The sequence below is a fragment of the Planctomicrobium stercoris genome (assembly GCF_051465655.1).
Taxonomy (GTDB): Bacteria; Planctomycetota; Planctomycetia; order Planctomycetales; family Planctomycetaceae; genus Planctomicrobium.
Map to the genome: position 1 here is coordinate 3,927,966 of NZ_CP195791.1, position 25,331 is coordinate 3,953,296.

Below are 25,331 nucleotides of genomic sequence, written 5' to 3' on the forward strand. Positions count from 1 at the left end.
TCGTTTTGCCGATCATCGGCGTAGCAGCACGAGTGATCGTAGAAGCGAGAATTCCAGAAGGGCGACAGGGTTTCCCAGCGATCACGATGTGGAGCGAATCTCACGAATGCGTGGAGTTCCAGCGGCGATAAACACAGACTTTGCGAGAAGACTCCCACCGATTCGCTTCCACGCCCCCGGAGACAGCAGCTAAGGGGAGCGTCTGGAACTCAGATGTCACTGGAGCAGTGCCTGCAGTTCTGCAGCCCCCGCAATATCACGGGTCCATAGAGACGACCATGAAATATGACGTCGGTCGATCAGCCATGGATATTGCCTCACGTCTCTGGGCATCGCGGAACAAGAAAACCCAGTAAACGACGGAGGTTGCCACTTGAGTTGCCACTCGCCAAATCTGGCGAGTTTTTTCATTTTGGCATTTCGACATAACTCAATGGCCGAGGCGGGGATCGAACCCGCACGCCCCATCAGGGGCACAGGATTTTAAGTCCTGTGCGTCTGCCTATTCCGCCACTCGGCCTCATCGCGTAGAACACGCGTTTCCTGAGTATTTCTGGTTGCTTTTCTCAGGTGTTTGACACCCGAGCTGACACCCAGTTACCTAAAAATGTCACACAAGCACACCCGGAATGTCGCATCCGGGGTGTCAATTTCACCAACTGAAACCTGAACCTCAGTGTGATGGAGGTGGCCCAGTCTACAAAACCTTCCAATGCCGAGAAACCCTACCCTGAGTTCCCTCTTTCCCGGCCCCGAGGAACCGCTGGACGATAACGAATCTTGGCAGGCGGCACTGCTTCGGCAGCACCAACGAGGGTCCATCGGGGTTCAATGCTCTCAAGCAATTTAACAAGGAACGGCTTTACCTCCGCTGTCGCAATTCCCCAGTCGGGATGAGCAAAAGAAAAGGTCAGAAAAAGCTGGTCATCAACACAATCCAATCGAATCGAGGAATACTTGAGGTGACCGGAAGCCTTTTGTCCTGTTGAATTATGCTCTTGAATTTCGCTTCGAACGTGGCGAGGAGAATCTCTCAAGGAACGGTCCCTATCATCAGAGTGGTGTTCGTCCCTGTCTCCAGGGAGCATGGCGACGATTCGGGGAGATCTGTCGTTCGAAAGCTCTGTTTATCGCCGCTGGAACACCACACTGTCGTGAGATTCGCTCCAGAATCGCGGGACAAACGTTCCTGTGGACTTGGGCAGATCTTTGCTGAGGGCATGCCCGGTCCACATTTTTCCGATGACTTGTCTAGACCAGTTTGGTCTATCATGTGCAGGCGATTCAGGATTTTCACCGCATGAAAGTCCATATGATCGCCTGCGGAACGTAATAGATTATTGGCAAAACCGCTCTAGCCCCTGCCTCAGGGGAGTGTGGCGGCGATTCGGGGGGATTTTTCGCTCGAAAGCTGTGTTTATCGCCGCCGGAACGCCACAATGTCGTGAGATTCGCTTTAGAATTTCCCTGACGATGCCAGTCGCCCGAGAGTCCAGTCGCGAAACTCAATTTCGAATGAGGACATATGATAACTCTGAACCGGATCCTGACGACGTGTTTGACACTCCTGGCTGTGGGAACTTCAGCACGACTTGCGTCCGCCGATGACTGGCCACAGTGGATGGGACCGCAGCGGGATAACATCTGGCGTGAAACCGGACTGCTGGAGAAATTCCCGGACGGGGGACCGAAGGTTCTCTGGCGGACTCCGCTCGCGGGTGGGTACGCAGGCCCTGCGGTCTCGAATGGACGTCTCTTCATCACGGATTACGTGACAGGAGAGAATGTCAAAGTCGACAACTTTGACCGGGCAACGAATCAGGGGACCGAACGGGTCCTCTGTCTGGATGAGAAGACAGGCAAGGTTCTCTGGAAACACGAGTCTCCGGTCACTTATGGAATTTCGTATCCGTCGGGGCCTCGCTGCACACCGACGGTTGATGGCGAGCGGGTCTACACGCTGGGGGCCGAAGGAAGTCTGATCTGCTTCAACGTCGCCGACGGCAAAGTGATCTGGTCCAAGGAGCTCAAGGAAGAATACAAAACCAAGTCCGCTCTGTGGGGCTACGCCAGCCATCCGCTCATCGACGGTGACAAGTTGATCTGCGTCGTCGGAACGGATCTCGGGCATGCAGCGGCATTCGACAAGATGACCGGGAAAGAGCTGTGGCGGACCGGTCCCGCACCCGAGCAGGGATACACTCCCCCGTCAATCCAGCAGGTGGCCGGGGAACGCCAATTGATCTTCATGAAGCCGGACGCGCTCTATGCCGTCGATCCGGAGTCGGGCAAACTGCTCTGGGAGACCCCTTACAGTGCGGATAACGGTTCGATCATCATGACCCCGGTCCGCGTGGACGACCATCTGTATGTCGGGGGATTTCAGGAGAAGAATCTGCTGGTCAAGCTGGCAAAAGTTCAGCCTGGCGTGGAAGTGATCTGGAAGGACAAACCCAAGCACGGCATTTCGCCGGTGAATGTGCAGCCCTTCGTTGCGGACGGTCTAATCTACGGGTTTCATGAGAAAGGTGAGCTGCGGGCAGTGCAGATTCCCAGCGGTGAAATCCTGTGGAAGTCGAATGGGCCTTTCAAGGGTCGGGCACAGGGATCAGCCACAGCATTCCTCGTTCGACAGGGAGACCGTTTCTGGATGTTCACAGAAACAGGAGACCTCGTCATTGCGAAGCTCACACCAGAAGGGTACGAGGAACTGGATCGCACTCACCTGATCAAGCCGACCAACTTTGCGTTTGGACGTGAAGTCGTCTGGTGTCCGCCGGCATTTGCCAACCGCTGCATCTACGTCCGCAACGACGAAGAGATCATTGCCGTTTCGCTGGCGGGGGATCAGGGGGACTGACAGCCCTCAGTTCGAAGCCAGTGGCTGTTCCGGGGGCGTCTCTGTGTGATGGAAGATTCCTTTGCGGGGATCGACGAATAACCAGAAGACGGCCCCCGTGAGGTACAGCAGGGCGAAGAGGACGAGCACCAGGTTCCAGTTGGCTGTCCGTTCGAAGATTTCGCCGACGATGATCGGACAGACGGCCACTGCGAGATTTCCGGTCATATTGACAGCTCCCAGCACCTGTGGAACGCGGGTGCCGCTGATGTCAATGACAGCTGCAAACATGGCTGGCCCTGCGAACGTCGCAAACAGGACGCCTGTCGCAATGAGCGCCATGGCGATCGTTGCGCTTTCCACTCCCCAGCTGGCGAGAATCAAGATCCCTGAGGCTCCCAGCGAGAAGCTTCCGACGCCGCTGCGACTCAGCCAAAGATTGCCGGTCTTCTTCCAGATCCAGTCTGTCACGATCCCGCCAAGAAAACCGCCGGCGAGCGCGCCTGCGAAGACGATTCCCTGCATGTAGCCGGAATGTTCGATGGAGACGCCTCGGGTCTTCTGGAGGAACGTGGGGAACCAGCTGGCGAAAAAAATATAAGCAGCGGAGCGGCACATCTGCTGACCATAGATCATCCAGATGCCGAAGTGCCGGAACATCGCTCCCCAGTCCGTGGGGCCAGCATCGTCCGCTTCCGTTTCGGTCTGCTCGGGAGGCCGGCCGCTGGCGATCAAGCGACATTCTTCGATGTTCGTCTTGGAAGAGAGTTCGGGGCGATCACGGAACTGGATCAGGAACAGAATCGCCCACACAATCCCCGGCACTGAGAGCAAAGCAAATGTCCATCGCCAGCCCAGTTCGCCAATGAAAGCGCCGGTGAGCACAGCTGCACCAATCGCCCCCACCTGCATTCCCACAGCCAGCATACCGCAGCCGAACGACCGCTGGGACATCGGCATCCAGTGGTTCACCGACGCAGTCGATGCGGGAAAAATTCCTGCCTGGGCAATTCCCATCACCAGCTGTGCAATGATCAAGAGCCAGAGTCCGGGTGAAATCGCAGTGGCGAACATTGCAACGGACCACGAGAACGCAAACAGCGAAAGCGCGATGCGGACTCCGTACTTGTGCGAGAACGATCCGGCCGGAACCTGGAGCAAGGCATACGACCAGAAAAACGCCGCCATCATCCATCCGGAAGTCCGGATACTCAGCCCGAGGTCACTGCGAATCTGACTTTCGGCCACGCTGATGGAATTCCGGCACAGATAGGCCAGAGCTGCCGCCAGCGTGAGCCACGCCACGACGCGGTAACGGATTTTCGTGGGCGCATTGGGGGATGACGATGCCGTAACCAGGTTGTCCTGTGAAGTGTGCGTCATCCGGGGCAATCAAGTTTCTGCGAAAAGGTCGGAGGAGGCGTTGACCGAGATGTGATCATTCGAGAGTCGAACGTCGGATCCGGGAACCTCGTAAAGTCTCGAAAGCGTGCTGTGCAGGAACATCGCGAAGGGGGTGAGAGCATGTCCCCGTTCGTGATGTGAGAGGGGCGACGGAGAGGCGCCCCTCTCTGCAGGCAAGTCTATTCAACATCCATGTTCAGCCTGATGTTCAACTCAGGAATCTGTGGATGGTTGGTCTTAATAGAAATTTTCCCTTCTCGACCGGGTCCCCAGATCCCTTTGGGACTGCCGGGGGGAATCGTCACGAACATCGTATAACGTTCGCGAGAGAGTTCCTTGCCGGTCTTTTCCGGCTGAAGGCGAAGAGTCACGAATCCCGGGTCATTGACGACTTCCGTGAATTTGAATTCCTCTTCTCCCGGGGGAACCATGACTGTGAATTTGAACTCTTTCCCTTTTTCCGCGGAGACTTTCCCCAGGTCCATCATCGGACCTCCCGCGAACCAGTGCGGTCCGATGATGGTGATCGCTCCGATTCGTGTGGCGGTGACAGGCAATTCGAATTTGGGATAGTCCGGCAGATCGGTGTAGATCGTGACGGTCTCGTCCACTTTCCCGGGCTCGCTGATGCCGGCAAGTTCACCGTTCAACATGAAACCGCTCAGGCTGTTGTAGTTGGGCCCTCGCAACTCCTCTTCAGTCATCGGTGCAAATTCCACTTTCACCCGATCAGAGGACGTTTCGATTTTGGTGATCTCAAACTTCTCGAACACTGGTGACTTAATCGCGCCGCGAAACGTCGTAGGCTCGGAGGTGGTCAGATTGTTGAGTTTCCAGCCTTCGGAAGGCTGCACGTCAATCTCGTGAAACATCTCCCCTTCGACCCCGATTGTCAGTTCAGGATGTTCCGGGTCGTTGGTCCAGATGGTGGCATTCTGAGCGAAGGGACCGTCGCTCTTGGGTTCCCAAGCGAGGTGAATCGAAGCTTCCCCTCCCGGCGGGACTTCCTGATCCTTCAGACCAGTGACAGTGCATTTGCACTGCGTCGGTCCGCGCGCGATTTTTAACGGAGCTGTTCCGGTGTTCTTGACGATGAAATCGTGCTTGCCGACTTTGCCCAACCCCATGCGTCCGAACTGGTATTTGGTTTCCACGAGTTCCGCGTGAGGCTGTTCTCCCCCCTTGCTGATCTTGAACGGGTTCTTGGTGTAATGGTCCTTATCCGGGTTTTCCGGTTCCTGTTCCGGGTCTTCAGCGGCCTCGGTGGGGGCAGTGACCTGGGGAGGAGCGTTCTCCGGAGACATGACTCGAAAGAGCCAGGCCAGTCCGGCAAGGCAAAGAAAAAACGTTGTCAGAATAGCCAGCAGCTGCAACGGTTTCACGGCGGAATCTCTCTCTTGGACTACAACAGAAGACCTGCATCGAGACTGCCCATCATAAATGGAATCCGGGTGACCAGCCAGTCAGCAGGAAAGCGCCGCCCGGGGGATTTCGAATGTTTCAGCAGCCGCGGCTCACGGTTTTCATCGGGCTTGCAAGTGAATTTCGCCAGAACCCTCGAACCAAAACACTTCATCGGTGTCGTCTGCAGTTTCGGGAACCGCAAGATCGTCCTGACTGAATCCCGCCCGAAGACGAATTGCCCCGGATCGACAGCCGAAATCATGCGGACTCACTGGACAGAACGTCGTGAAAAATCGACACTCTCCCCTTCGAATTTTCCGCACAGAGAATTGAGAACCCCATGCATTTCCAGACCCGTTGCGTTCATACCGGAGTCAACAAGGACACCGCGTACAACAGCTGCATCACTCCAATCTATCCGTCATCCACATTCTACTGGGACGACCTGAACACACACCGCGGATACGACTACACCCGTAGCGGCAATCCGACACGTGCAGCACTCGAAGAAAATCTGGCGTCGCTGGAAGGGGGAATCTCCTGCCGGGCCACCTGTACCGGCATGTCGGCCATTACCACCGCGCTGCACCTCTTCAAACCGGGCGACCACATCATCGCCGGTCACGACATCTACGGCGGAACCTACCGGCTGTTCGCGAACGTCTTCACCGAGCAGGGCTACAAATTCAGCTTCGTCGACATGGGGAATGTCGAGAATGTGAAGAACGCGATCACCCCGGAAACCAAGGGAATCTGGATCGAGACCCCCAGCAACCCGCTCCTGAACATCGTCGACATGGCGACGATTGCAGAAATCGCCAAAAAGGCGAACTGCATTTCCATTGCCGACAATACCTTTCTTTCGCCGTACCTGCAGCGTCCCTTTGATCACGGTGTGGACGTCGTCGTGCATTCCACGACCAAATATCTGAACGGGCATTCCGACGTTGTCGGGGGATGCGTCATCACCCGCCATCAGGCCCATGCCGATCGGATCGCTTATATTGTCAACGCACTCGGACTGGGCTGCAGCCCGTTCGATGCGTGGCTGGTTCTGCGTGGCGTGAAAACTCTGGGCCCGCGGATGGAAGCTCATCAGCGTGGAGCCATGGCACTGGCCCGCATGCTGGACGAGCACCCGCAAGTCGAACATGTCTACTTCCCCGGTCTGGAATCGCATCCGCAACACGCCCTGGCCAAGAAGCAGCAGGCCGGATTCGGCGCGATGCTCAGCTTCGACCTCAAAGGGGGCCGACCCGAAGTCGAGAAGATGCTGGCCAAGCTGAAGATGTTCCAGCTCGCAGAATCGCTGGGTGGCGTGGAATCACTGGTCGAATATCCTGACACGATGAGCCATGCTTCGATGACTCAGGAAGCCCGCCGTGCTGCTGGTATTTCCGAGAAGACCATCCGGGTTTCCGTGGGGATCGAGCATCCCGACGACCTGATCGCCGACATGAAGCAGGCGATCGGCTAAATTCGGTGGCTGGGCGAAGTGCCCACGCACCCCAGCTGAGATGTTTGAACTTGATCCCGCCGCGTCGCTGCACACGGCGGGATCAATCTTTTCAGTCATCTCACTCTTCAAGGCTCCCACCGAACTGCCGGACCGCCTCGTACATGATGGTATTTGCGGTGCTTGCCAGATTCAGGCTGCGGACGGCGCCTCGCATCGGGAGCTTGATGCAGGTGTCGATGTTTTCAGTACGCAGCGACTCCGGGAGGCCTTTCGACTCGGCGCCAAAGACCAGTACGTCTCCGGGATGAAACTCCGCATCCCAGACCAGCTTTTGGGCGAACTTCGTTAAAAACCAGAACCGCCGCGTCGGAACGGCGGTCTCCGCCAGACGCGTCAGCAACTGCTCCCAGTCGTCCACCACTTCGCAGTCGACCAGATGCCAATAGTCCATGCCGGCCCGTTTCAGATGCCGGTCCTCCATCTGGAATCCCAGCGGACGGATCAGCCACAGCTTGGCCCCCACCGCCACACAGCTGCGGCCGATGTTTCCTGTATTCTGCGGAATCTCCGGCTGATAGAGAACGACGTTCAGCAAGGGGCTTGAGTTCAGCTGCATGGGAGGGGTGAAAAGTTCGAGCCAGTCAGAAAATCAAAACGGCCAGAGCATACCGCCAGGCAAAGCGGGTTTCCTCCCCACTGCATCGATTCGGTGAAGCCTGTAGACCCCGATGGTCCCGATCATTCGTCCCGCAGGACGTCCACGGGAACCGGCAACGGCGGCGGAAGCTCCAATTCCTCCCCGTCGAGTGACCGGAACAGAGTCGGACTCCCTTCCTGGCCCGGTTTGACTTTCGTCGGTTCCACCGAAGAGGGAGGAACCTGCGGCAACGTAAACACAGCGCTGACAGGCGCCATCGGCCGCCAGCGAGTTCTTTCACCCCCGAGCGGCGGACAGGCAGGATCCCAGAATGTGGGAGCCCAGAACCAGTTCGGTTTCGTGATTCCGATCAGATCGACATCAGGGTGGAACAGGAAATCGCGGCAGTGGTCGTCAGACATCTCACGCACGACGCTCGCGGACGGATCCGGAATTGCGGTGCAGCCGACCGTGCCCAGCCCGAGGATGAGCTGCGCGGTCATCAGCCGGCTTCCAAGTAGAGTTCGCTGATGCGTCAAGTTGACCGGTTCTCGCATCCTTGCTCCCCCTCGCACATCGTCACTTGCCGTTCACAGGTCCACATCCGGCGGTGGCTGAATACGCCGAATGCGCTCCCTCGAACCGGCCGGTTTTGCCGGACCGAACCCCGATCAGTGGCATGTCCAGGCCCCTGCAACTCCCATCGGCATCCCCGGCAGGCGAAATGAACCACAACTTTTTTCCAGTCAAAACTCAATTTATTGAGCACTGCAGAATGGCATTCGAAAATTTTGATCACTCGACAAGAGCAAATATTACGGTTTTATTACAGAAGCACTTTCGCTAGAAACGGAGGACGCCGATTGAGGAAGAAGCCACCAGCCCGAGCCATTGAACGACGTTCCGGACCGGCTGTGCTGATGTCGAATTCCCATCGCGTCATCGATGACCGGGAAAAAGACTGACCTCTGTGAAGATATGGCAGCGAAATGATCGCTCATCCACCTCAGTCCGAGAATGATCACCCCACAGCAGCGGCTGCGGTCATTCTCGAAGCCTTCGCGCTTGAATCCGGGCGACCTGCGGACCGTGGCAAGTTTCGGCGGGCTCTCGAGGAGGCGGTCGAGATCTGGCCCGGTGACGAATCCACCCAGTGGTGGAAATGGATCATCGAGGCCAGCGTGACCCTGGAGCTGAAAAGCAAAGTCATCGACTGCACGTTTCCTCAACTCGTCGAAATCGTGCGGGACGGCGGTCGAGTCATCCTGCACAACAACGAGGAGTATGAGGGCTGGTATGCGGTGATGTCCGCCCCGCGTCAACGTTTTCGACTCCTGACTCCTCTGGGAGATCCGTCTGATACCCAGTTGAGCAAATCGGAACTGCGCAGGAAGCTCGAAAAGTTTGAGGAGGATCAGGTTCTGCGTGTGGTGGTGATTGAACCCCAGCCGGAATTTTACTCGACCGAAGACGCTCATGCGGGTGAACAGCCGCCGTTTTCACGTCTGCTCAGTCTGCTGCATGCGGAACGTGGTGACATCTGGGTGGTGTTCGTATTCGCGATGGTCACAGGTCTGCTGGCGATGGCGACTCCGCTCGCCGTGGAATCACTGGTCAACACCGTGGCGTTCGGTCGCTTCATGCAGCCGGTTGTCGTTCTCTCGCTGATCCTCTTTGCCTTTCTGGCTTTCATGGCCGCGCTGCGAGCGTTGCAGACGTATGTGGTCGAAATCATCCAGCGGCGGATTTTCGCGAGAGTTGCCGCGGACCTTGCCTATCGCCTTCCCCGTGTCCGCATCGATGCCTATGAAGGGCATAATGGACGTGAACTGGTCAACCGGTTTTTTGATGTGGTGACGGTCCAGAAGGTCACGGCACAAATGCTTCTGGACGCCCTCTCACTCGTGCTGATCACGCTGATCGGGATGTGTGTTCTGGCCTTTTACCATCCCTGGCTCCTGGGGTTTGACGTCATCCTGCTGTGCCTGATTGCGATTGCAATCTTCGTGCTGGGACGCGGAGCGGTCACGACGAGCATCAAGGAATCAAAGAAGAAATATAACATCGCGGCTTTTCTGGAAGATCTGGCAGCCTGTCCGCTGGCATTCAAATGCTCCGGAGCCACGGAGTTCGCCATGGAGCGGGCCGACCGCCTGACCTTCGAATATCTGGAAGCCCGACGGAAGCACTTCAACATCCTGATGAGGCAGATCATTTTCGCCCTGTTTCTGCAGGCGGTCTCAAGCACGGTCCTGTTGGGAATGGGGGGATGGCTGGTGATTTCCGGTCAGTTGACGCTGGGACAACTCGTCGCGGCAGAGTTGATTGTCAGTATCGTGGTGGCGTCCTTTGCAAAGATGGGAAAACACCTCGAAGGGTTCTATGACCTGCTGGCCTCAGTCGACAAGCTGGGGGTGCTGTTCGATCTTCCAACTGAGAAAAGCGATGGTCTGGGAGTCATCCGGCATGACGGTCCGGTGCATGTCACCGTCCACGATGTCAGCTACGGCCCTCTCAAGCCCATTTCCCTCGACATTCGCCCGGGAGAGAGGATTGCGATCTGCGGAGCGACAGGACACGGCAAGAGCCTGCTGCTGGACCTTCTGTACGGCCTGCGACTCCCCGCATCCGGTTACGTGGCGATCAACGACATTGATGTCCGGAACCTGCGACCGGACCTCCTGCGACGGGTCGCCGCCATGGCCGCCGACGTCGAAATCTTTCAGGGGACCGTGTCGGAGAACGTACATCTGGAACGTCCCGAAGTCTCCAGCAGCCACATCCGCGAGGCACTCGACAAGGTCGGACTGCTGGACGTGATTCTCGCCTACCCGGACGGGCTGGAGACGGAACTTTCGGCTGACGGTTATCCGCTCACCCTGCCACAGGCCCGCAAACTCGTTCTGGCAAGAGCGATTGCCAACGATCCGAAGCTGCTGCTCATCGATGGCACACTCGACACCTTCCCCGACGCGGAAGGAGAGTGCCTGATGGAAATGCTCTGCGATCGGTCACAGCCGTGGACTCTCCTTTGCGTTTCCGGTCGCGAGTCTCTGCAGCGGATGGCAGACCGCATCGTCAAGATCGGCACCGGAGAAATCTATGTGAATCGGTCAGCGGGAAATCTGGTCGGTCCGTTCCAGAAGAAGCTCATTGAGCCTCCCAGAGGAAGCAAGCATGGCGATCACCCATAGAGAAAAACAGACCATCAGGCTGGGAGCCGAAGTCCGACGACACTCCATGCTCTCACCCACCGCATACAGTGAAACGGCAATGCCCTCATTGCGGCTGGCCCGGTCATCACGTGCCGCCTGGGTCATTGCACAAGTCCTGTTCGTGGGCTTTCTTCTCACGCTGATGATTGTGGCAATCGCTCCCTGGCAGCAGTCGGTCACGGGCAGCGGGAACGTCATTGCATTTGCACCATTCGAACGGCAGCAGGTTCTGGAGGCTCCGACCAAAGGTCGGATCTCCCGATGGGGTGAGGGAATCTTCGAGAATGCCAGAGTCAAAAAGGGCCAGCTCATCGCTGAGCTTCAGGACCTCGACACAGGCTACATCGAGCGGCTGCGGGATCAATTACGAAATACTGAGCAATCCGTAGAGGCTTCCAAGCAGCAGCTCGATGCCTACCAGAACGCCATGGCAGCGGCCCAGACGGTTGTCACAACCTATGAAGCGCAGATCGAGTCGTACACCAAAGTCCAGCACGAGACGGTCGCGGCCGCGGACGATTATGTCGAGATGGCGCATCGCAAAGTGGACGCCGAACATCAGCAGCTGGAAGAGTACCTCGCTGCGATTTCGCAGCTTCAACTGGATTACCAGCGTCATAAGACGTTGTATGAGGAAGGGAATATAGCGGGGCTGAAATTCCAGGAGGTCGAACGGAAGCTTCGGGAAGCGGAGGCCAAGGTCGCACGCGGAAAAGCGTATGTGGCTGCGGCGAAGGAAGAACTCTCTGCCAAGAAGAGAGAGCGGGAAGCGAAGCTGCAGAAGGCTCAGGTGGATATCGAAGAGTCCTATGCCAAACTTCGCAAAGCCCATAGCGACGTCAGCAAGGCTCAGTCGGAAGTGGCAAAGGCCTGGTCGGATTTCCAGAAAGCGGAGAAAGAGCTTCTGGAAATGCAGATCAAGATTGCGCGCCAGCAGACACAGACGGTCACCGCCCCGTTTGACGGCATTATTGTGAGTATCACCCCAAACCAGGGGACGCAGGTCATCAAAGAAGGAGATGCGATCTGCACGATTGTTCCTGATACCAAGGATCGCGCCGTCCAGATCTGGCTGTACGGGAATGATGCCCCGCTGGTGCAGACGGGACGCCATGTTCGACTGCAGTTTGAAGGTTGGCCGGCCATTCAGTTTTCAGGATGGCCCTCCGTCGCGGTCGGTACGTTTGGTGGAACGGTTGTGTCTGTCGATGCCATCGATGACGGCAAAGGGAAGTTTCGAGCGTTGATCCGTCCCGACCCGGAGAGTCCCGCATGGCCCAACGACAGATTTCTCCGACAGGGGGTCCGCGCGAATGCATGGGTGCTGCTGGACACCGTTCCGCTGTGGTTCGAAGTCTGGCGGAATCTCAATGCGTTTCCCCCCGTCGTTGACGTGAACGAGGGACAAGACAACGACGGCAAGAAGGCCAAGCCACCGAAGCTTCCTAAATAGCCACATCCTTGTCAGCCTTCCGTTCCCTTCAGCCAAAAGGGATTCGAAGTTCTGTTCTGTAGAGAAAATGGAAAGATAGCGACACTTTATCGAAAATCAGCTTTCACTGTATCGATGAAATCGATTAGCGATGGCTTCGATTACACAAAGCTTACGACAAGCGACTGCCGATGCCAATAACGGGCAGTCACTCCGGAATGGGATTCCGGAGCTAAAGGGAATTGCCAGGAGAAGGATGCCAGGAAAGCAATGCATGTGGAGGTCGTTCGCACTCCTCGGATTCGCGATGGTCATGGAAGGATGCACCAGCATTCCCTTCCAGCCGAAGCTTCGCGCTTCGGCAGCAGCCACCGGGGCTCCCGCTGACCCGCCGGTCTCAGGCGAAGAAAATGCAGGCGAAAAAATTGTCGTCACTGCGCAGAAGTCTTCCATTCAACTGGGAAGCAGCAGCGGGGAACAGTCATCCGATCCGCAGCTCTCCGACTTTTCACTTCAGGATCCAGCCGCGATCGATGCGGACGATACCTTTGGGATCACGCTGACCAGTTTCCTGCAACCGCCGGAAGAAGCGAATCCGATTGCCGGTGAAATCATGGACGCTGAAGCAATCCCGTTTCCACCGACAGGAATTCCGGTTCCCGATGGCGACGTTCCGCTCCCACTCACCGAAAGCCCGGAACAGCAATCGGTCAAGCAACCGAAAGCCTTCAGCGATCCAGAACATCCCGAATCCGGCGACTTCATACATCTGGATGATGTGATCGGATCGGTCTACACCAGCTATCCGCTTCTGGCTTCCGCATTGCAGGAACGTCAGATCGCTGCAGGTCAGCAACTCTCAGCAGCAGGGGCGTATGACCTGAAACTGAAGGCTGCCTCAGAAGCGGGAGAGCTTGGCTTCTATCAGACGTATCGACAGAGTGTCGGTTTCGCGCAGCCCATGTACAACGGCGGTGAAGTGTTTGCGGGATACCGCATCGGCCGTGGCGATTTTCAGCCGTGGTACACAGAACGTCAGACCAACGACGGAGGCGAGTTCAAGGCGGGTGTCGCATTCCCGCTGGTTCGAAACCGGAACATCGATCCACGTCGTGCGGAACTCTGGCGATCCACCTACGAACGGCAGATTGTTGAACCGGAAATTCAGGCCCTGCTGATTGATTATGTGCTGGAAGCCAGTTACGCCTACTGGGGCTGGGTCGCGGCCGGACAGTATTATCTCGTGGATGCTCGAATCCTCAAAATTGCCGAAGACCGCACCAACCGCATCAAACGGCAAGTCGAGGTCGGACTGATTGACCCTCCGCAGCTGACAGACAACTACCGACTGATCGCGGTGAGAAAAGCAGCTGTCGCGGAATCCGCGAAGAAGTTTCGAGAGAATGGCGTCAAGCTTTCATTGTTCTACCGCGATGCGAACGGACAGCCTGTGATTCCCTCGCCGGACGTTCTCCCAAACTTCCCGGACCCGAGGCTGATCGAAATCGGCATGATGCACGCCGACATTCAGGTCGCACTGGCTCAGCGTCCTGAACTGAAAACCTATGACGTGCTGCGACGCCAGCTGGATGTCGACCTGGCAGAGGCGAACAACGAGTTTCGCCCGTCCCTGGACTTGATGGTGTCCGGGTCACAGGATGTTGGTGCACCGACCAGCTACAAACGTGACAAGTCGCCGTTTGAACTGGAGACCGGGATCTTCGCTGATGTGTCTGTTCAAAGACGCAAGGCCCGTGGAAAAATGCTGGCTGTCGAAGCGAAGCTTGCTCAGGTCAACGCCAAGCAGCGGATGACCGAAGACAAGATTGTCGCGGACGTACAGTCGGCGTATGCCTCACTGGTCGCGACATATGAAGCGGTCAAACAGACGATCATCGCAGTGCAGCTGGCTGAGGAACTTGCGGAACGCGAACGACGGAACTTTGAGAACGGCCTGTCCGACCTTTTGACCGTGACTTTGCGTGAACAGTTCGCCGCGGAGTCCGCACTCCGACAGGTGGAAGCGTTGCGGCAACACTACAACGCCATGGCGAAATATCGAGCAGCACTGGCCCAGGATCAGGTTCCTCCTGAGATGCTGCCGATCGACTGAAAGCGACTCCGTTCTAGGCTGTCGCTGGCGTTTACGGACGTCTGCCCGCCTGAATCCACGACTCGATCGTCTCAATGGCGGTTGGGAGCTCAGCAACAGAGTCGATTGCCAGATGGGCCCCCCCTTCCAGAAAGTGAGCCCTGATCTTCTCCGAACGTCCGACGCGTTCCTCGGCAGGAAGTCTGTCGAAATCCTGTAGCGAGAGTGCCATCTCATTTCCCGTCGCGACAACGGCAATTGTCCAGCATCCGGCATTCAGACCCGCATCGATCCCCAACAAGGTATCGTCGACAGCGACGACCGAGGCCATGGGAAAGACGTTCAACCGTTGAGATGCCAGAAACAGCATCCAGGGGGCCGGTCGTCCTTGAGGGACTTCATCCGAACAGACGACTGCTTCAGGTGAGTAACCGGCCTTTGCAGCAGCCGGCACAACGACCTCCATCAACGATCGCGTATAACCGGTCGTCGACCCCACTTTGATTCCGCGCTCGCGCATCCACTGCTGCGATTCGACAGCACCAGGAATCACTTGCGAGTGAGCCTGCAGCACTTCTCGCTGAAGCGGGAGAAAGCGTTCGTAAAGATCGTCGATATCGGATTCGGTGGACTCGCGACCTTTGGCCTTCTTCCACATCGCTGCCACTTCGGGAATGGCGAGCACGGTGGCGATATGTTCCCGTTTGGCTAACCCCATCGGTCCGCGTGCCTGAGCTTCCGTGACGTCGATCCCTTCCCGCACGAAGATCTCTCGAAAGACCTGTGCCGGAGCACAACTCCCGAAATCGACGGTCGTCCCGGCCCAGTCGAGGATGACAGCCTGGACCTTCCCGGCACGAAGACGCTGTTGTTGAAAGTCAGTCACTCGGAATTCCCTGGTATCTGATTGATAGAAGCAGTTGATTTTTTTCGCGGGTGTCGCTGGGAGATTTCAGAAATCTGAAACCCCCAGTCGACACAACGGCGATGGCCCGTCCGTTCTCATGTGAGGGCCTGCAGAATTTTGACGAGCTGTGCGTGAGTTAAGTGGCGGGGGTTATTGCGAAGGCGTTCCAGATTGACCTTGTCGGCAATGGAGCGGAAAGCGATTTCTCCCTGAATTCCCAGTCTGCTCAGCCGGGTTTCACATCCGATCGATTCCATCAGCTGCCGGATGGACCGGTCCCCTTCGTCGGGCGTTTTGCAACCAATCAGCATGAGGATCTTATGGATGGATTCCTGCACGTGAGCCACTCCGCGCGGGTCGTTACAGTCGTCTTCCCGCACTTCGACGTTGTGCATCAGCATGGCCCCTAAGGTGAGTGAGACTGCGTGACCATGTGGAATTCCGTAGTCACTCGTGAGCGTGTAGGAGATGGCATGGGAGGCAGTGGTGCGGGTCTGGTTGATCGCTCGTCCCGCCAGGTGTGCCGCTCTGAGCATGGCTGCCCGTGATGTCCGGTCGGGCCGCTGGACCACATTGACCAGATGTTCAAACGCGAGCTGAACAGCTTCGCTGGCATCACGCACAGAAGTCTGTGTCGAGCCGACACTCCAGATCGATTCAATCGCCTGACAGAACGCATCCAATCCTGTCTGGGCAGTGATCGCGGAGGGCAGATTGTGAGTCAATTCCGCATCCAGAACGCAGTAGTTGGGGAGGAGCTTCGGATGATCGACCGAATGCTTTTCGCCCTCGACATACACGACTGCGAACTGGGTCGCTTCGCTGCCGGTCCCGGCTGTGGTGGGAATCGCGATCAATGGAATTTCGGGATTTTCGAAACGAGACTGCTTGAGGATCAATGAGAGCGGTTCGCAGCATTCGTTCGAAAATGAAGAGATCAGTTTCGCAACGTCAATTGCTGAGCCCCCGCCGATCGCCAGGACCGCACTCGCTCCCGAACTTCGATAGCGTGCGATTCCCTGAAGAACGTCGGGGTATTTCGGATTCGGCTCGAATTCATCAAAGACCGTGACGCGGCGCTTCGCGAGCAGGGGAACAAGTTTCTCCCGAGCCCCCGAATGCTGATAAGCACCGCGGTCGACGACCAGAAACAGCGATTCAATTCTCAGATCGTTGAGCAGATGATGCAGTTCATTGAAGCTGTCGAGGCAACGGTCGTCCGTCATCGCATCCCGAATGTGCCCGACGCCAAAACTTGCTGGGGCAGACTGCGGGTGTTTCGCCGGAGCATCCGGGGACGATGTTCGATCTCTCCTCATCACGGGGAGATCAACAGATTTCGAAGTGGGTTTCACAGACAACCTTTGTTCTTCACCGGTCAGGGCAGAAATGGCACAGATCCTGGAAAGCCGGACTACCGGGCGGGCTTCAACCCGACAGCCTGCCCATCGAGAAGCCAGTCTTTGTCGATCGAGCCCTTCAAATGCGTCAAAGCCGTGGCAGCGACATCGACGAGATAAACCTGATTCTGAAACCGTCCAACTTCAGCAGCGTCGCCGCTGACGATCAGAAACACCTGACGGATCTCGGGTTTATCATGTCCCCCGCCATGCTCCGTCCCCAGACCGCCGTGGTCCGTACAGACAATCACCAGCCAGTCCTCATCTGAATAACCCGGTCTGGAGCGAAGTCCTTCGAGGACCGTTCCAATATGCCTGTCGACATTCTCAATCGCACGAACATATTCTGGAATGTCTGGACTGAACCCCACGCCGTGGCCTGTGGCATCCACCTGATGAAAATAGACGAACATCGCATCCGGATCGTCCTCGCGAAGGATGCGGGCCGCTTTCTCCGCGACGGTGTGATCCCGTTCATCTTCCAGCCGTAATCTTCGGGCGGTTGCATCCTCGGAAGGCCTGGCATCACCTCCGTTCGGGAGCGGCTCCACGTGATTCACATCCGCCTCAGCCACGACCATGTCACGAATGGGGGCCCAGGAGACGAGAGAAACCGTGTACGCATCAGGCCGAAACTTCTTCAGATGTTTGAAGAAATGCGGGAAGAGTTCGAAGTTCCTGCCTTTGAATTCGTTGTCCTGAACTCCGTGCTTGTCAGCCCAGACTCCCGTCAGAATGCTTGACCAGCTGGGTCCGCTGAGCGTGTTATTCTTCTGATAACGTTCCCCCAGAATCTGGGCCGTCTCCGTGAACGCCCCAGACTGGATCAAGCCGTCAATGTTCGGCGTGTCTCCCTTTTTGAGCGCATCCGGGCGGGTCCCGTCGATTCCGATCACCAGCACGCGTGACTCTCGAGGGGCCGAGGCGGGCTGAGCTCGCACGTCGGAAATGGCGTGACACATCAGGCTGACTGCGAACAGTGCTGCAAAACAACGTTTCAAGTTGTGGGGGTTCTGACTCATCTTTAACTCCATAACCGTGCTGAGCACGCGATTCGAATCGGCGATCTCAGGTTCACCTTGAATGTCCTTAGTGAACTGAGGACCGAAGTGCGCCGAAGACCGACAAAAGACATCCATTTCTTTCTGTTGCAATTCCTGTCTTAGCCCCTGTCTCAGGGGAGTGTGGCGGCGATTCCGGGAGATTTGTCGTTCGAAAGCTGTGTTGATCGCCGCCGGAACGCCACACGTTCGTGAGATTCGCTCTAGAGCGGTTTTGCAAATAATCTATTACGTTCCGCAGGCGATCATATGGACTTTGATGCGGTGAAAATCCTGGATCGCCTGCACATGATAGACCAAACTGGTCTAGTTCAGATCGAACTGAAAATTGTTTGGGGTGCGCTGCTTCACGACGACCGCGCTTAAGCCGCTGGTTTCCGGGGATCCATATTTTTCCGGAATGCGCGAGACTGGTTTCGCGGGGTTCAGATCCTCGCTGCCTGCTGCACTCGGCTTGTTACCTGGAGACGGAGTGACAGGTTTAAAGGCAGTGATGGAAATCCGATGCTCCCCCAGGACGGCTCCTGGGGTTCCTCTGATTGAAAGCGAGAATTTTCCCTCGGCGTCCGTCAGACCGCTGGCGATCGGTCCCGACTCAGGAACGAAAGAAATGTTCGCATCGGAGAGCGGCTTGCCCTGGTAGGTGACGACGCCCGAGACCTTGGCCATGGCGGGAGCCCCTGATCCTCCACACCCGAGGAACGTCATGATCAGGCTGACTGCTGCGCAGCATCTCCATCGAAGCGGCATCGTTGCCATCGTGTTGGTTGCTCCCGGGGTGAAGGAATGGATCCGAGCAATCTGCCGGCGTGACTTAGAATTCACCGATCACCTTGCCGTCGTCTCGGCCCCCCAGGGCCTGATAGACCTTGGCGTGGTCAATGTTTTCGCCGAGAAATCGAACAGAGCCGTCGGCCAGCAGGAAGTGGGCACCTCCGACATGATGCGAACGGAACCCGTAAAAGAAGTGCCAGCTATCGACGGCCGTGGCACAGTGCTGGTACGAGGTGTTATACCGTCGATTTGGTCCGAGATGGACGCACGTCGTGAAGTCGTTCATCGGCAGGACTGTCTGCCCTTCTGCATTGTTCACCGACGTTGCGTGACTCCAGCAAGAACGTTCATTGTAGTTGGGGTCGTCCTGTGAAACGCATCTCGGAATAATCTCCCCGACGTGAATCGTGTTTGACGTTCCGTCCGTCACGTCTGCGATCCGGATTGTCATAGCATTTCGACAGAACATTCCAGAGAGTTGTGATTTATCGGACGTGTTGCCGTAGACGGCGGTCTTCAGAGCAATGTTGTTGTAGGGAGTGCAGTTCGCCACACCGGACTCAACCCACTGCGAACCCATTGATCCCGCGTAACTTCCGGTCGCCCACGGCCCGCGCGGGGATGTACTGGGATCGCTCGGGCAGGTCACGACCGGTAAAGAGATCGAACGAAACTGCTTTCCGTTGGAGAGCGTCTGATATCCAGCCTCGGTGCCGTTGCTCAGATTCAACTGATTGAACAGCGGGGCCTGATCCAGATACGGAAGAATTCGCGTTTGCCAGCTGATCCGCGGGAGCTGGTCGCGCCCAGTTGTTGCCGGCCCCGTCGCAGCAATCGGGAACATCCCGTAGGTCTCGTGATAGTTGTGGAGAGCCAAACCGTACTGCTTCAGATTGTTCTTGCACTGGCTGCGACGTGCCGCTTCCCTCGCCTGCTGCACAGCCGGAAGCAGGAGAGCGACCAGCACGGCGATGATGGCAATGACCACCAGCAATTCAATGAGCGTAAACGCCTGATGCCGGGCCGATGCAGAGTGCCTGGTAACCATTGTCAAATCTCCACGAGAAGGCGAAGAGGGGTCGAAGACGGCATAGATGAGATGTGATCCGCGAGATTGCGAGAGAGCGGTGACTGACAGTCACATTTTGTGAAAATATATTATTCAGGAGGAATTGTGAAGTGCGGGATTGATAATTCTGCGAGAATTGCAACAAATATTTCCATCAAATAGCACCAACTTGTATAAACCTAACTGTCAGTGTGCCATTAGTCACTGAAATGTGACTTCCACTCACATTCAACTTTCCAAATATGACGAGCTCCTCTACGGTCAGACAATCGCGAACCAGTCTCGATTCCCCTCTCCCGGACGCCGCTTCATGATTGACAGTTCTGCCCAACTGACCGGTGATTCCGATCTGGATGCCCGGAGCCTTCGCCGCGCCCAGTGGCGGATCCTGCTCGCGACCATGTTCTGCTATCTCTTCTATTACACCGGCAGGCAATCGTTCGGCTTTGCCATCCCGGGGATTGAGAAGGAACTGGGACTCAGCAAGTCGCAGCTGGGATGGATCAGCACGACGATGCTCTGGTCTTACGCGATTGGACAGTCACTCAACGGGAATCTGGGGGATCAATATGGCGGCCGCATCATGGTCAGCCTCGGGGCGTGGCTGTCGTGCGGACTGAACTGGATGATGAGCTTTGGGACAGGGGTTGTCTCGTTGGCGGTCCCCTGGGGACTCAACGGGCTGGTCCAGTCGATGGGGTGGGCGCCGGGCAGCAGAGTGCTGGCCAACTGGTGGGGACCAGCCGAACGCGGCCGAGTGTACGGGGCTTACGTATTCGCAGCAGGATCGGCCTCCATGATCACGTACCTGACTTCGAATCTGATTCTCGCTTTTCAACTGGATTGGCGCTGGATTTTTCGCATTCCGGTCCTCTCCCTCCTTGCAGGAGGAACGGTGTATTACCTGCTGGTGAGGAATCAGCCGGAGGACCTGGGATTTGAACCGGTGAATCATCCTGAGAGGGTGGATCCGGAAGCGGGGTCCACAGAGTCTCTCAAAATCCAGCCTGAAGAAACTGCCGGACAACGCTACCTGGCGGTTCTGGGAAACTGGAGATTTCTTGTCGCGAGTATTGCGATCGGCTTTCAGAGCATGGCCCGGTACGGACTGCTGATCTGGGTGCCGGTGCACTTTCTGGGTGAAAGCTGGAAGTCGAACCCATATGGCAGCTGGATCAGCGTTGCTCTCCCCGTGGGAATGGCATTAGGGGCACTGGCCAGCGGCTGGATCTCGGACCGGCTTTTTCACTCCAACCGTTCGATCCCGATCTTCCTGTTTATGATGCTCGCAGCGACTTCCGCATTGGCAATGTATCTGCTGCCGCAGCAGTTGGTGACAAGCATTGGTCTGCTGTTCTTATGCGGTTTCTTCGCGTATGGTCCGCAGTCCGCGTTCTGGGCGCTCTGCCCGGACCTGCTGGGAACGCGCCGTGCCGGAACCGGGACCGGGGTGATGAATACATTTGCGTATGCATTTGCCGGGCTGGGAGAACCGTTGATCGGCTGGTTGATCGAGTCGAACGGCAATCGGACGGAACTGGTGTTTGCGACGGTGGCAGCGGCATCGCTGGCGAGCGCCCTGTGCGCCGTCTTCATTCGTCGATAATTCCACTGGAAGAGAATACGATCGTGGTACATCGAGACGAATCTGCTCGTTCCTTTTGAACTGACAAAATATACTGACCATCATGAACCTCGTGGAACTTGCACAACGGATCAAAGAACTCCGTCTGGATCGCCGGATGACGCTCGAACAGGTCGCTGCCAAGACCAGTCAGACGCGAAGCTGGCTCTCCAAGGTTGAGAACTTTCGCGTCACCCCCTCGCTGGCGGCTCTGGGAGAAATTGCAGCTGCGCTGGGGGTTCCGGTCTCTCAGCTGGTGGAAGGTCTGGATGCCAAGCCGGAACTCGTCATCGTGCGGAAAAACGACCGTCTGCTCGTCGACCGTGACGGGGATCGCTCCAACATCAGCTATGAATCACTGGCACACAGACGGGCCAACCGGGCCATGGATCCGTTTCTTCTGACGATCCGCGCCTGGGACACCAGTCGTGAGCCGCTGCCCCACGAGGGGGAAGAGTTTCTAATGGTGATCTGCGGTCAGATCGACCTGAAGTTTGGAGACGATCTGATCCAGCTGGAACACGGTGACTGCCTGTACTTCGACGGCAATACTCCGCATTGTCTGCTCAATCCCTATCCCGCCCCGGCACAGGTTCTGTGTGTGTTCTATTCGCGTCCTCGCGTTGGCGAATAGAGTGCTCGAGGTCTCTGTCAGGGGGTGAATGATTCGCGAACAAATTCCCGGATGACCTGCCACAGCGTCACCGGAGCAACACGAATCGCTGCCTGACCCGTCGAGCGTAACGGGAGAGAGACGTCGCTGGCCGGGAGCTGCACGACGACACGGTACATCGGTTCCTTGGGCTCCCGTTTTCCTGAAGCGGAAACCGGGCTTATGGGAATGACGTTGCTGCTCACGAACTCGGCCGGAATCTCCTCCACCGGAGCGGGCGACACTTCAACGACTTTCGCCGTCAGCCCCTCGTCCGGAAGACCCGGGAGCCACAGCCGCGCGGTCTGTCCGGGACGCACCCGCTGGACGCGTCTCTGACTGAGATAAATCACGGCCTGCTTTTCCGCGTCATCAGTGATGGAACAAAGCAGTGTCCCTTGCGGCAAGTAGCAGTCGCGATTTCGCGGGTCGAGCGGGGAGCCTGTCCAGTTCGTCACGACCTCGGACTCGAGGGGAGGGGCCTGAACGAACGGCGGGTCATGAACGACACCGCCCCGCGAAGAGAGAATCACCAGCTCCTGCTTCTGCCTGGCCAGAACGGACAGCTTTTTTTCCAGACCTGCGATGGATTCCACAAGAGCAGGACGTTCATCTGCACTGGCGAGCAACCCTCTACGGGCGTCGAGACTCTTCAGGCGGCTCCGCTGCGAGGCCAGTTCCAGTTCAATCTTCTGCAGTTCCAGTTCGACAGCGGGATTGCGAAGTTCCGCGATTCGATCCCCCGACCGCACGGACTGTCCCGATTCGACCGCCCAAACCAGATCTCCCGCCACCGAAACAAAAACGTCGCGGGACTGTCGGGATTCTATCCGGAAGGGAGCATCGAGCCGTCTGGGGATCGGGATCAACAGAACTCCCATCAACATGGCAGCCAGGCATCCCAGCACCGCGAGCGGGCGTCCAAAACGACTGTGCTGTGGCGATCGCATTGAAGCTGGGGGACGCAAAAGATTCACTGCCGTTTTCGTGAACAGGGTTGCCACGGTGATCGCTGCGAAGCCGCCGCCCAGCAGCCCGAGTCCGCGATCATCGAGGAACCGGAAGATAGCAACCAGAATCGCACTCATGAGGACGAGACGATACCCCGTGCTCAGCAGACCGTAAATCCACAGGATGCATTGATCCCGAAATGTCTCCTCCCGCAAGGCGAACGCGTGCTCGCCCCAGATCCACGACCGCAGCGTCGAGGTGATGCGGGTGGCCGATTCCGCTGCCAGATTCGGCATTCCCAGCAGGTCACTCAAGATGAAATAACCGTCGTATCTCATCAGAGGATTTCCGTTGAAGAGCAGCGTGTTGGCTGAACAGACTGTCATGACCGTCAACAGTACGGCGCGGGTCGGCTCGTCCCGGGACACCATCCACAACAATGTTGCAATCGATGCAAGAACCAGCTCCGCAATCATCCCCGCAGCTGAGATCGCAATCCGGGCACGGCGGGACGTTAACAGCCAGGCATCGGAGACGTCGCAGTACAGACAGGGGGTGAAGATCAGCAGCAACACTCCCATAGACTCGCAGCGAGCTCCGAAATGCCGGGCTGTGAGTGCATGGGCCAGTTCGTGGACCAGCTTCGTCACGATCAGAACCGCTCCCGTTGTCAGCAGAACCTGCGACGTCTTCCACGCCTGAAGTTGCGGAAATGAGGCGATGATATCGTCAAAGCGGACAATCGCACTGGCGAGAGCGGTCAGGATTAACAGGGCGAATGTCCAGAGCGTGCTTCTCCAGAACAGCCACTCGCACCACGGGGCCAGCACGTCAAGAAACCGGGTTGGATTCACGCCCGGCAGGCGAATGGCGAGAGGATTGCTGACCATCCCTCCCAGCCGATGTCCTAGTTCGGAGTGATCCGCGTTTCGGTCTGATCCGAGTCTTCCCTTCAGAAGATTGGCCTTGGCCAGCTGCGAAAGAAACTGTGACAGCTGATTCAGCGAAAGGTGCCGCGGCGCGAACTTCCTGCAGAAGCGGGAAACGATCTCCTGGGTAGAACAGGTCCCGTCGAGCCAGGAGAGAATCGCATGCTCCTGCTCATTGAAGTAGTAGAACTTTCGTGAGACGGGATCCTTCACGACCCAGCATGTCTGGTCACCCTGCCGGATCGGCCGGATCACCAGATCGTTGCGGACAGTGAAGACCTGCAGACTGAACATAAACGCCAATCAGGATTCCGGAAAGGAGGCACCTTCAACGACTGAATGAAGTTTTACGGTGCCGGAATGTCGATGGTCAGAGAACCGTGCATCCCCGGCCGAAACTTCTGCTGGGCATTGTCGATCTCGACCCAGATGCGGACTTCATGATTGACGGGATCAATCTCGGGACTGATGAACGTGACGGTTCCCTCGCATTCGACCGGCTGTGCCCCTTCGATCTGAACCGTCACCAGTACCTTCGCACCAGGTGAAATCTTCAAGGCGTAACGGGCGGAGAGAAATCCTTCCACACGCAGCCGATCGAGTCGGACGATGCGGAAACAGGGTTCACCCGGCTCGATCCACTCACCCATGTGCCGCTCGACCCGGACGACGATTCCTTCAATGGGCGAGCGAATCTCACGGCGTTCGAGGGCCTCGGCCGCGGTCTCGAGTTGATTCTCTTTCAGTTTCACCTGCAGGGCAGCCACTTCCTGTTTGGCGGTGGCATCGTCCACCTGAAGTCGGGCCTGCTCGACCGAGAGCACCTGTGTTCGCGTCGAAACGTCTTCTGCTTCCGCGAGCAGGACTTCAATTTCCTGCTCGAACCGCATCTGCCGGGCATTCAGATCGGCATGCTCATAGGTCAGTCGACGTCCATCAATCTCGGATGCGGAGATACTTCCCTTGAATTCCTTCTGGGCCGCCAGCCCCCGATCCAGCTCATTCTTCGCCAGATCCATCTGCTTCTGGGCGGCATCCACTTTGAGCGGATTTTCCGCTTTCTTATGCGCGATGCGTGATGTCAGCTCCTGTTCGACTCCCTTCTGCTCTTCGAGTTCCACCGTCTTGGCAGCCAGCTCCAGCTGAGCGCGGTTCTCCAGTTCCCGGCGGGCGATGGCAAGTTCGACCTCTGCACGGTTGCTAAGCAGTTTTTGGAGTTGATTGTCGATCCGGGCGATCAACTGTCCAGAGGTGACGGAATCCCCTTCCCGCCCCAGAATCTCGACGAGTGCCCCTGCTTCACGGGCGGGAACTTCGACTTCGTCAATCAGACGGATCAGGGCGTTCTCAACGACGACCTTCTCCCCGGCACCGACAAAGGACATTGAGCCCATCAGCACCGTGCATCCGGCCAGGGACCAAAATCCGCACCATCTCTGCCGACGTGGTGAATCGGAATAGGACATGAACGTTTCCTGCCTC

General features: G+C 57.1%; 18 protein-coding genes and 1 tRNA gene. 7 read left to right on the forward strand and 12 right to left on the reverse strand.

The annotated features are described in order from the left end of the window. Window positions 1-434: 434 nt before the first annotated feature. Window positions 435-520, reverse strand: a tRNA-Leu gene (locus tag SH661x_RS15855). A gap of 1,005 nt (window positions 521-1,525) precedes the next feature. On the opposite strand from SH661x_RS15855, the gene SH661x_RS15860 reads away from it, so the two are divergent. Further along, complete coding sequence (locus SH661x_RS15860; protein WP_437223330.1) at window positions 1,526-2,860, forward strand: outer membrane protein assembly factor BamB family protein; 1,335 nt, start codon at window positions 1,526-1,528, stop codon at window positions 2,858-2,860. Between the two features lie 6 nt (window positions 2,861-2,866). Here SH661x_RS15860 and SH661x_RS15865 read toward each other — a convergent pair whose 3' ends face one another. Then, complete coding sequence (locus tag SH661x_RS15865) at window positions 2,867-4,222, reverse strand: MFS transporter (protein ID WP_437223333.1); 1,356 nt, start codon at window positions 4,220-4,222, stop codon at window positions 2,867-2,869. Between the two features lie 200 nt (window positions 4,223-4,422). Next, on the reverse strand, window positions 4,423-5,625 hold the full coding sequence (locus tag SH661x_RS15870; RefSeq protein WP_437223334.1) for a DUF1573 domain-containing protein: 1,203 nt from the start codon (window positions 5,623-5,625) through the stop codon (window positions 4,423-4,425). Window positions 5,626-5,987: 362 nt separating this feature from the next. Between SH661x_RS15870 and SH661x_RS15875 the strand changes: the two genes are divergently transcribed. Then, window positions 5,988-7,124 (forward strand): trans-sulfuration enzyme family protein, encoded by a 1,137-nt coding sequence (locus SH661x_RS15875; RefSeq protein WP_437223336.1) that lies wholly within the window; start codon window positions 5,988-5,990, stop codon window positions 7,122-7,124. Window positions 7,125-7,224: 100 nt separating this feature from the next. Here SH661x_RS15875 and SH661x_RS15880 read toward each other — a convergent pair whose 3' ends face one another. Both SH661x_RS15880 and SH661x_RS15885 read right to left on the reverse strand, forming a co-directional pair. Beyond that, complete coding sequence (locus SH661x_RS15880; protein ID WP_437223339.1) at window positions 7,225-7,722, reverse strand: tRNA (cytidine(34)-2'-O)-methyltransferase; 498 nt, start codon at window positions 7,720-7,722, stop codon at window positions 7,225-7,227. A 122-nt stretch (window positions 7,723-7,844) separates the two neighbouring features. Beyond that, the gene (locus SH661x_RS15885) at window positions 7,845-8,246 is read right to left on the reverse strand and encodes a hypothetical protein (RefSeq protein WP_437223342.1); all 402 of its coding nucleotides are present in this window, start codon (window positions 8,244-8,246) and stop codon (window positions 7,845-7,847) included. 486 nt (window positions 8,247-8,732) lie between these two features. Here SH661x_RS15885 and SH661x_RS15890 point away from each other — a divergent pair, with 486 nt between their 5' ends. The 3 genes from SH661x_RS15890 (at window position 8,733) to SH661x_RS15900 (ending at window position 14,503) form a co-directional block, all read left to right on the forward strand. Then, window positions 8,733-10,937 (forward strand): peptidase domain-containing ABC transporter, encoded by a 2,205-nt coding sequence (locus SH661x_RS15890; RefSeq protein ID WP_437223344.1) that lies wholly within the window; start codon window positions 8,733-8,735, stop codon window positions 10,935-10,937. Then, window positions 10,921-12,411, forward strand: coding sequence for an HlyD family secretion protein (locus SH661x_RS15895; RefSeq protein WP_437223346.1), 1,491 nt, complete (start codon window positions 10,921-10,923; stop codon window positions 12,409-12,411). Before SH661x_RS15890 ends, SH661x_RS15895 begins: the two co-directional genes overlap by 17 nt. Before the next feature lie 253 nt (window positions 12,412-12,664). Then, window positions 12,665-14,503: a TolC family protein gene (locus SH661x_RS15900; protein ID WP_437223348.1), complete on the forward strand. Its 1,839-nt coding sequence runs from the start codon at window positions 12,665-12,667 to the stop codon at window positions 14,501-14,503. Between the two features lie 31 nt (window positions 14,504-14,534). Here the strand turns inward: SH661x_RS15900 and phnX are convergent, their stop codons facing one another. The 5 genes from phnX to SH661x_RS15925 form a co-directional block, all read right to left on the reverse strand. After that, window positions 14,535-15,368, reverse strand: a complete 834-nt coding sequence (phnX, locus tag SH661x_RS15905; RefSeq protein ID WP_437223350.1) for a phosphonoacetaldehyde hydrolase — start codon at window positions 15,366-15,368, stop codon at window positions 14,535-14,537. Between the two features lie 116 nt (window positions 15,369-15,484). Beyond that, a complete protein-coding gene (locus SH661x_RS15910; protein WP_437223352.1) occupies window positions 15,485-16,615 on the reverse strand; it encodes a phosphonoacetaldehyde reductase in 1,131 nt (376 codons plus the stop codon). A gap of 188 nt (window positions 16,616-16,803) precedes the next feature. After that, the gene (locus SH661x_RS15915; RefSeq protein WP_437223354.1) at window positions 16,804-17,811 is read right to left on the reverse strand and encodes an alkaline phosphatase family protein; all 1,008 of its coding nucleotides are present in this window, start codon (window positions 17,809-17,811) and stop codon (window positions 16,804-16,806) included. A gap of 345 nt (window positions 17,812-18,156) precedes the next feature. After that, window positions 18,157-18,609 carry a carboxypeptidase regulatory-like domain-containing protein gene (locus SH661x_RS15920; RefSeq protein ID WP_437223356.1) on the reverse strand — a complete coding sequence of 151 codons (453 nt, stop codon included), beginning with the start codon at window positions 18,607-18,609 and terminating at the stop codon, window positions 18,157-18,159. A 55-nt stretch (window positions 18,610-18,664) separates the two neighbouring features. Next, window positions 18,665-19,672: a DUF1559 family PulG-like putative transporter gene (locus tag SH661x_RS15925; protein WP_437223358.1), complete on the reverse strand. Its 1,008-nt coding sequence runs from the start codon at window positions 19,670-19,672 to the stop codon at window positions 18,665-18,667. Between the two features lie 331 nt (window positions 19,673-20,003). Here SH661x_RS15925 and SH661x_RS15930 point away from each other — a divergent pair, with 331 nt between their 5' ends. Both SH661x_RS15930 and SH661x_RS15935 read left to right on the forward strand, forming a co-directional pair. Beyond that, window positions 20,004-21,299 carry an MFS transporter gene (locus tag SH661x_RS15930; RefSeq protein WP_437223360.1) on the forward strand — a complete coding sequence of 432 codons (1,296 nt, stop codon included), beginning with the start codon at window positions 20,004-20,006 and terminating at the stop codon, window positions 21,297-21,299. 82 nt (window positions 21,300-21,381) lie between these two features. Then, on the forward strand, window positions 21,382-21,951 hold the full coding sequence (locus SH661x_RS15935; RefSeq protein WP_437223362.1) for a helix-turn-helix domain-containing protein: 570 nt from the start codon (window positions 21,382-21,384) through the stop codon (window positions 21,949-21,951). 17 nt (window positions 21,952-21,968) lie between these two features. Here SH661x_RS15935 and SH661x_RS15940 read toward each other — a convergent pair whose 3' ends face one another. Together SH661x_RS15940 and SH661x_RS15945 are read right to left on the reverse strand one after the other, a co-directional pair. Next, entirely contained in the window at window positions 21,969-24,143 is a 2,175-nt protein-coding gene (locus SH661x_RS15940) for a site-2 protease family protein (RefSeq protein WP_437231212.1), read from the reverse strand. A 53-nt stretch (window positions 24,144-24,196) separates the two neighbouring features. Further along, on the reverse strand, window positions 24,197-25,315 hold the full coding sequence (locus SH661x_RS15945; protein ID WP_437223365.1) for an HlyD family secretion protein: 1,119 nt from the start codon (window positions 25,313-25,315) through the stop codon (window positions 24,197-24,199). Between the last annotated feature and the right edge of the window lie 16 nt (window positions 25,316-25,331).

Coding starts and splice junctions, on each gene's coding strand:
- SH661x_RS15915 (WP_437223354.1), bottom strand. CDS start 17,811: ATGAGTCAGAACCCCCACAACTTGAAACGTTGTTTTGCAGCACTGTTC.
- SH661x_RS15880 (WP_437223339.1), bottom strand. CDS start 7,722: ATGCAGCTGAACTCAAGCCCCTTGCTGAACGTCGTTCTCTATCAGCCG.
- SH661x_RS15895 (WP_437223346.1), top strand. CDS start 10,921: ATGGCGATCACCCATAGAGAAAAACAGACCATCAGGCTGGGAGCCGAA.
- SH661x_RS15925 (WP_437223358.1), bottom strand. CDS start 19,672: ATGGTTACCAGGCACTCTGCATCGGCCCGGCATCAGGCGTTTACGCTC.
- SH661x_RS15860 (WP_437223330.1), top strand. CDS start 1,526: ATGATAACTCTGAACCGGATCCTGACGACGTGTTTGACACTCCTGGCT.
- SH661x_RS15885 (WP_437223342.1), bottom strand. CDS start 8,246: ATGACCGCGCAGCTCATCCTCGGGCTGGGCACGGTCGGCTGCACCGCA.
- SH661x_RS15945 (WP_437223365.1), bottom strand. CDS start 25,315: ATGTCCTATTCCGATTCACCACGTCGGCAGAGATGGTGCGGATTTTGG.
- SH661x_RS15940 (WP_437231212.1), bottom strand. CDS start 24,143: ATGTTCAGTCTGCAGGTCTTCACTGTCCGCAACGATCTGGTGATCCGG.
- SH661x_RS15865 (WP_437223333.1), bottom strand. CDS start 4,222: ATGACGCACACTTCACAGGACAACCTGGTTACGGCATCGTCATCCCCC.
- SH661x_RS15920 (WP_437223356.1), bottom strand. CDS start 18,609: ATGGCAACGATGCCGCTTCGATGGAGATGCTGCGCAGCAGTCAGCCTG.
- SH661x_RS15935 (WP_437223362.1), top strand. CDS start 21,382: ATGAACCTCGTGGAACTTGCACAACGGATCAAAGAACTCCGTCTGGAT.
- SH661x_RS15910 (WP_437223352.1), bottom strand. CDS start 16,615: ATGACGGACGACCGTTGCCTCGACAGCTTCAATGAACTGCATCATCTG.
- SH661x_RS15890 (WP_437223344.1), top strand. CDS start 8,733: ATGATCGCTCATCCACCTCAGTCCGAGAATGATCACCCCACAGCAGCG.
- SH661x_RS15900 (WP_437223348.1), top strand. CDS start 12,665: ATGTGGAGGTCGTTCGCACTCCTCGGATTCGCGATGGTCATGGAAGGA.
- SH661x_RS15875 (WP_437223336.1), top strand. CDS start 5,988: ATGCATTTCCAGACCCGTTGCGTTCATACCGGAGTCAACAAGGACACC.
- SH661x_RS15930 (WP_437223360.1), top strand. CDS start 20,004: ATGATTGACAGTTCTGCCCAACTGACCGGTGATTCCGATCTGGATGCC.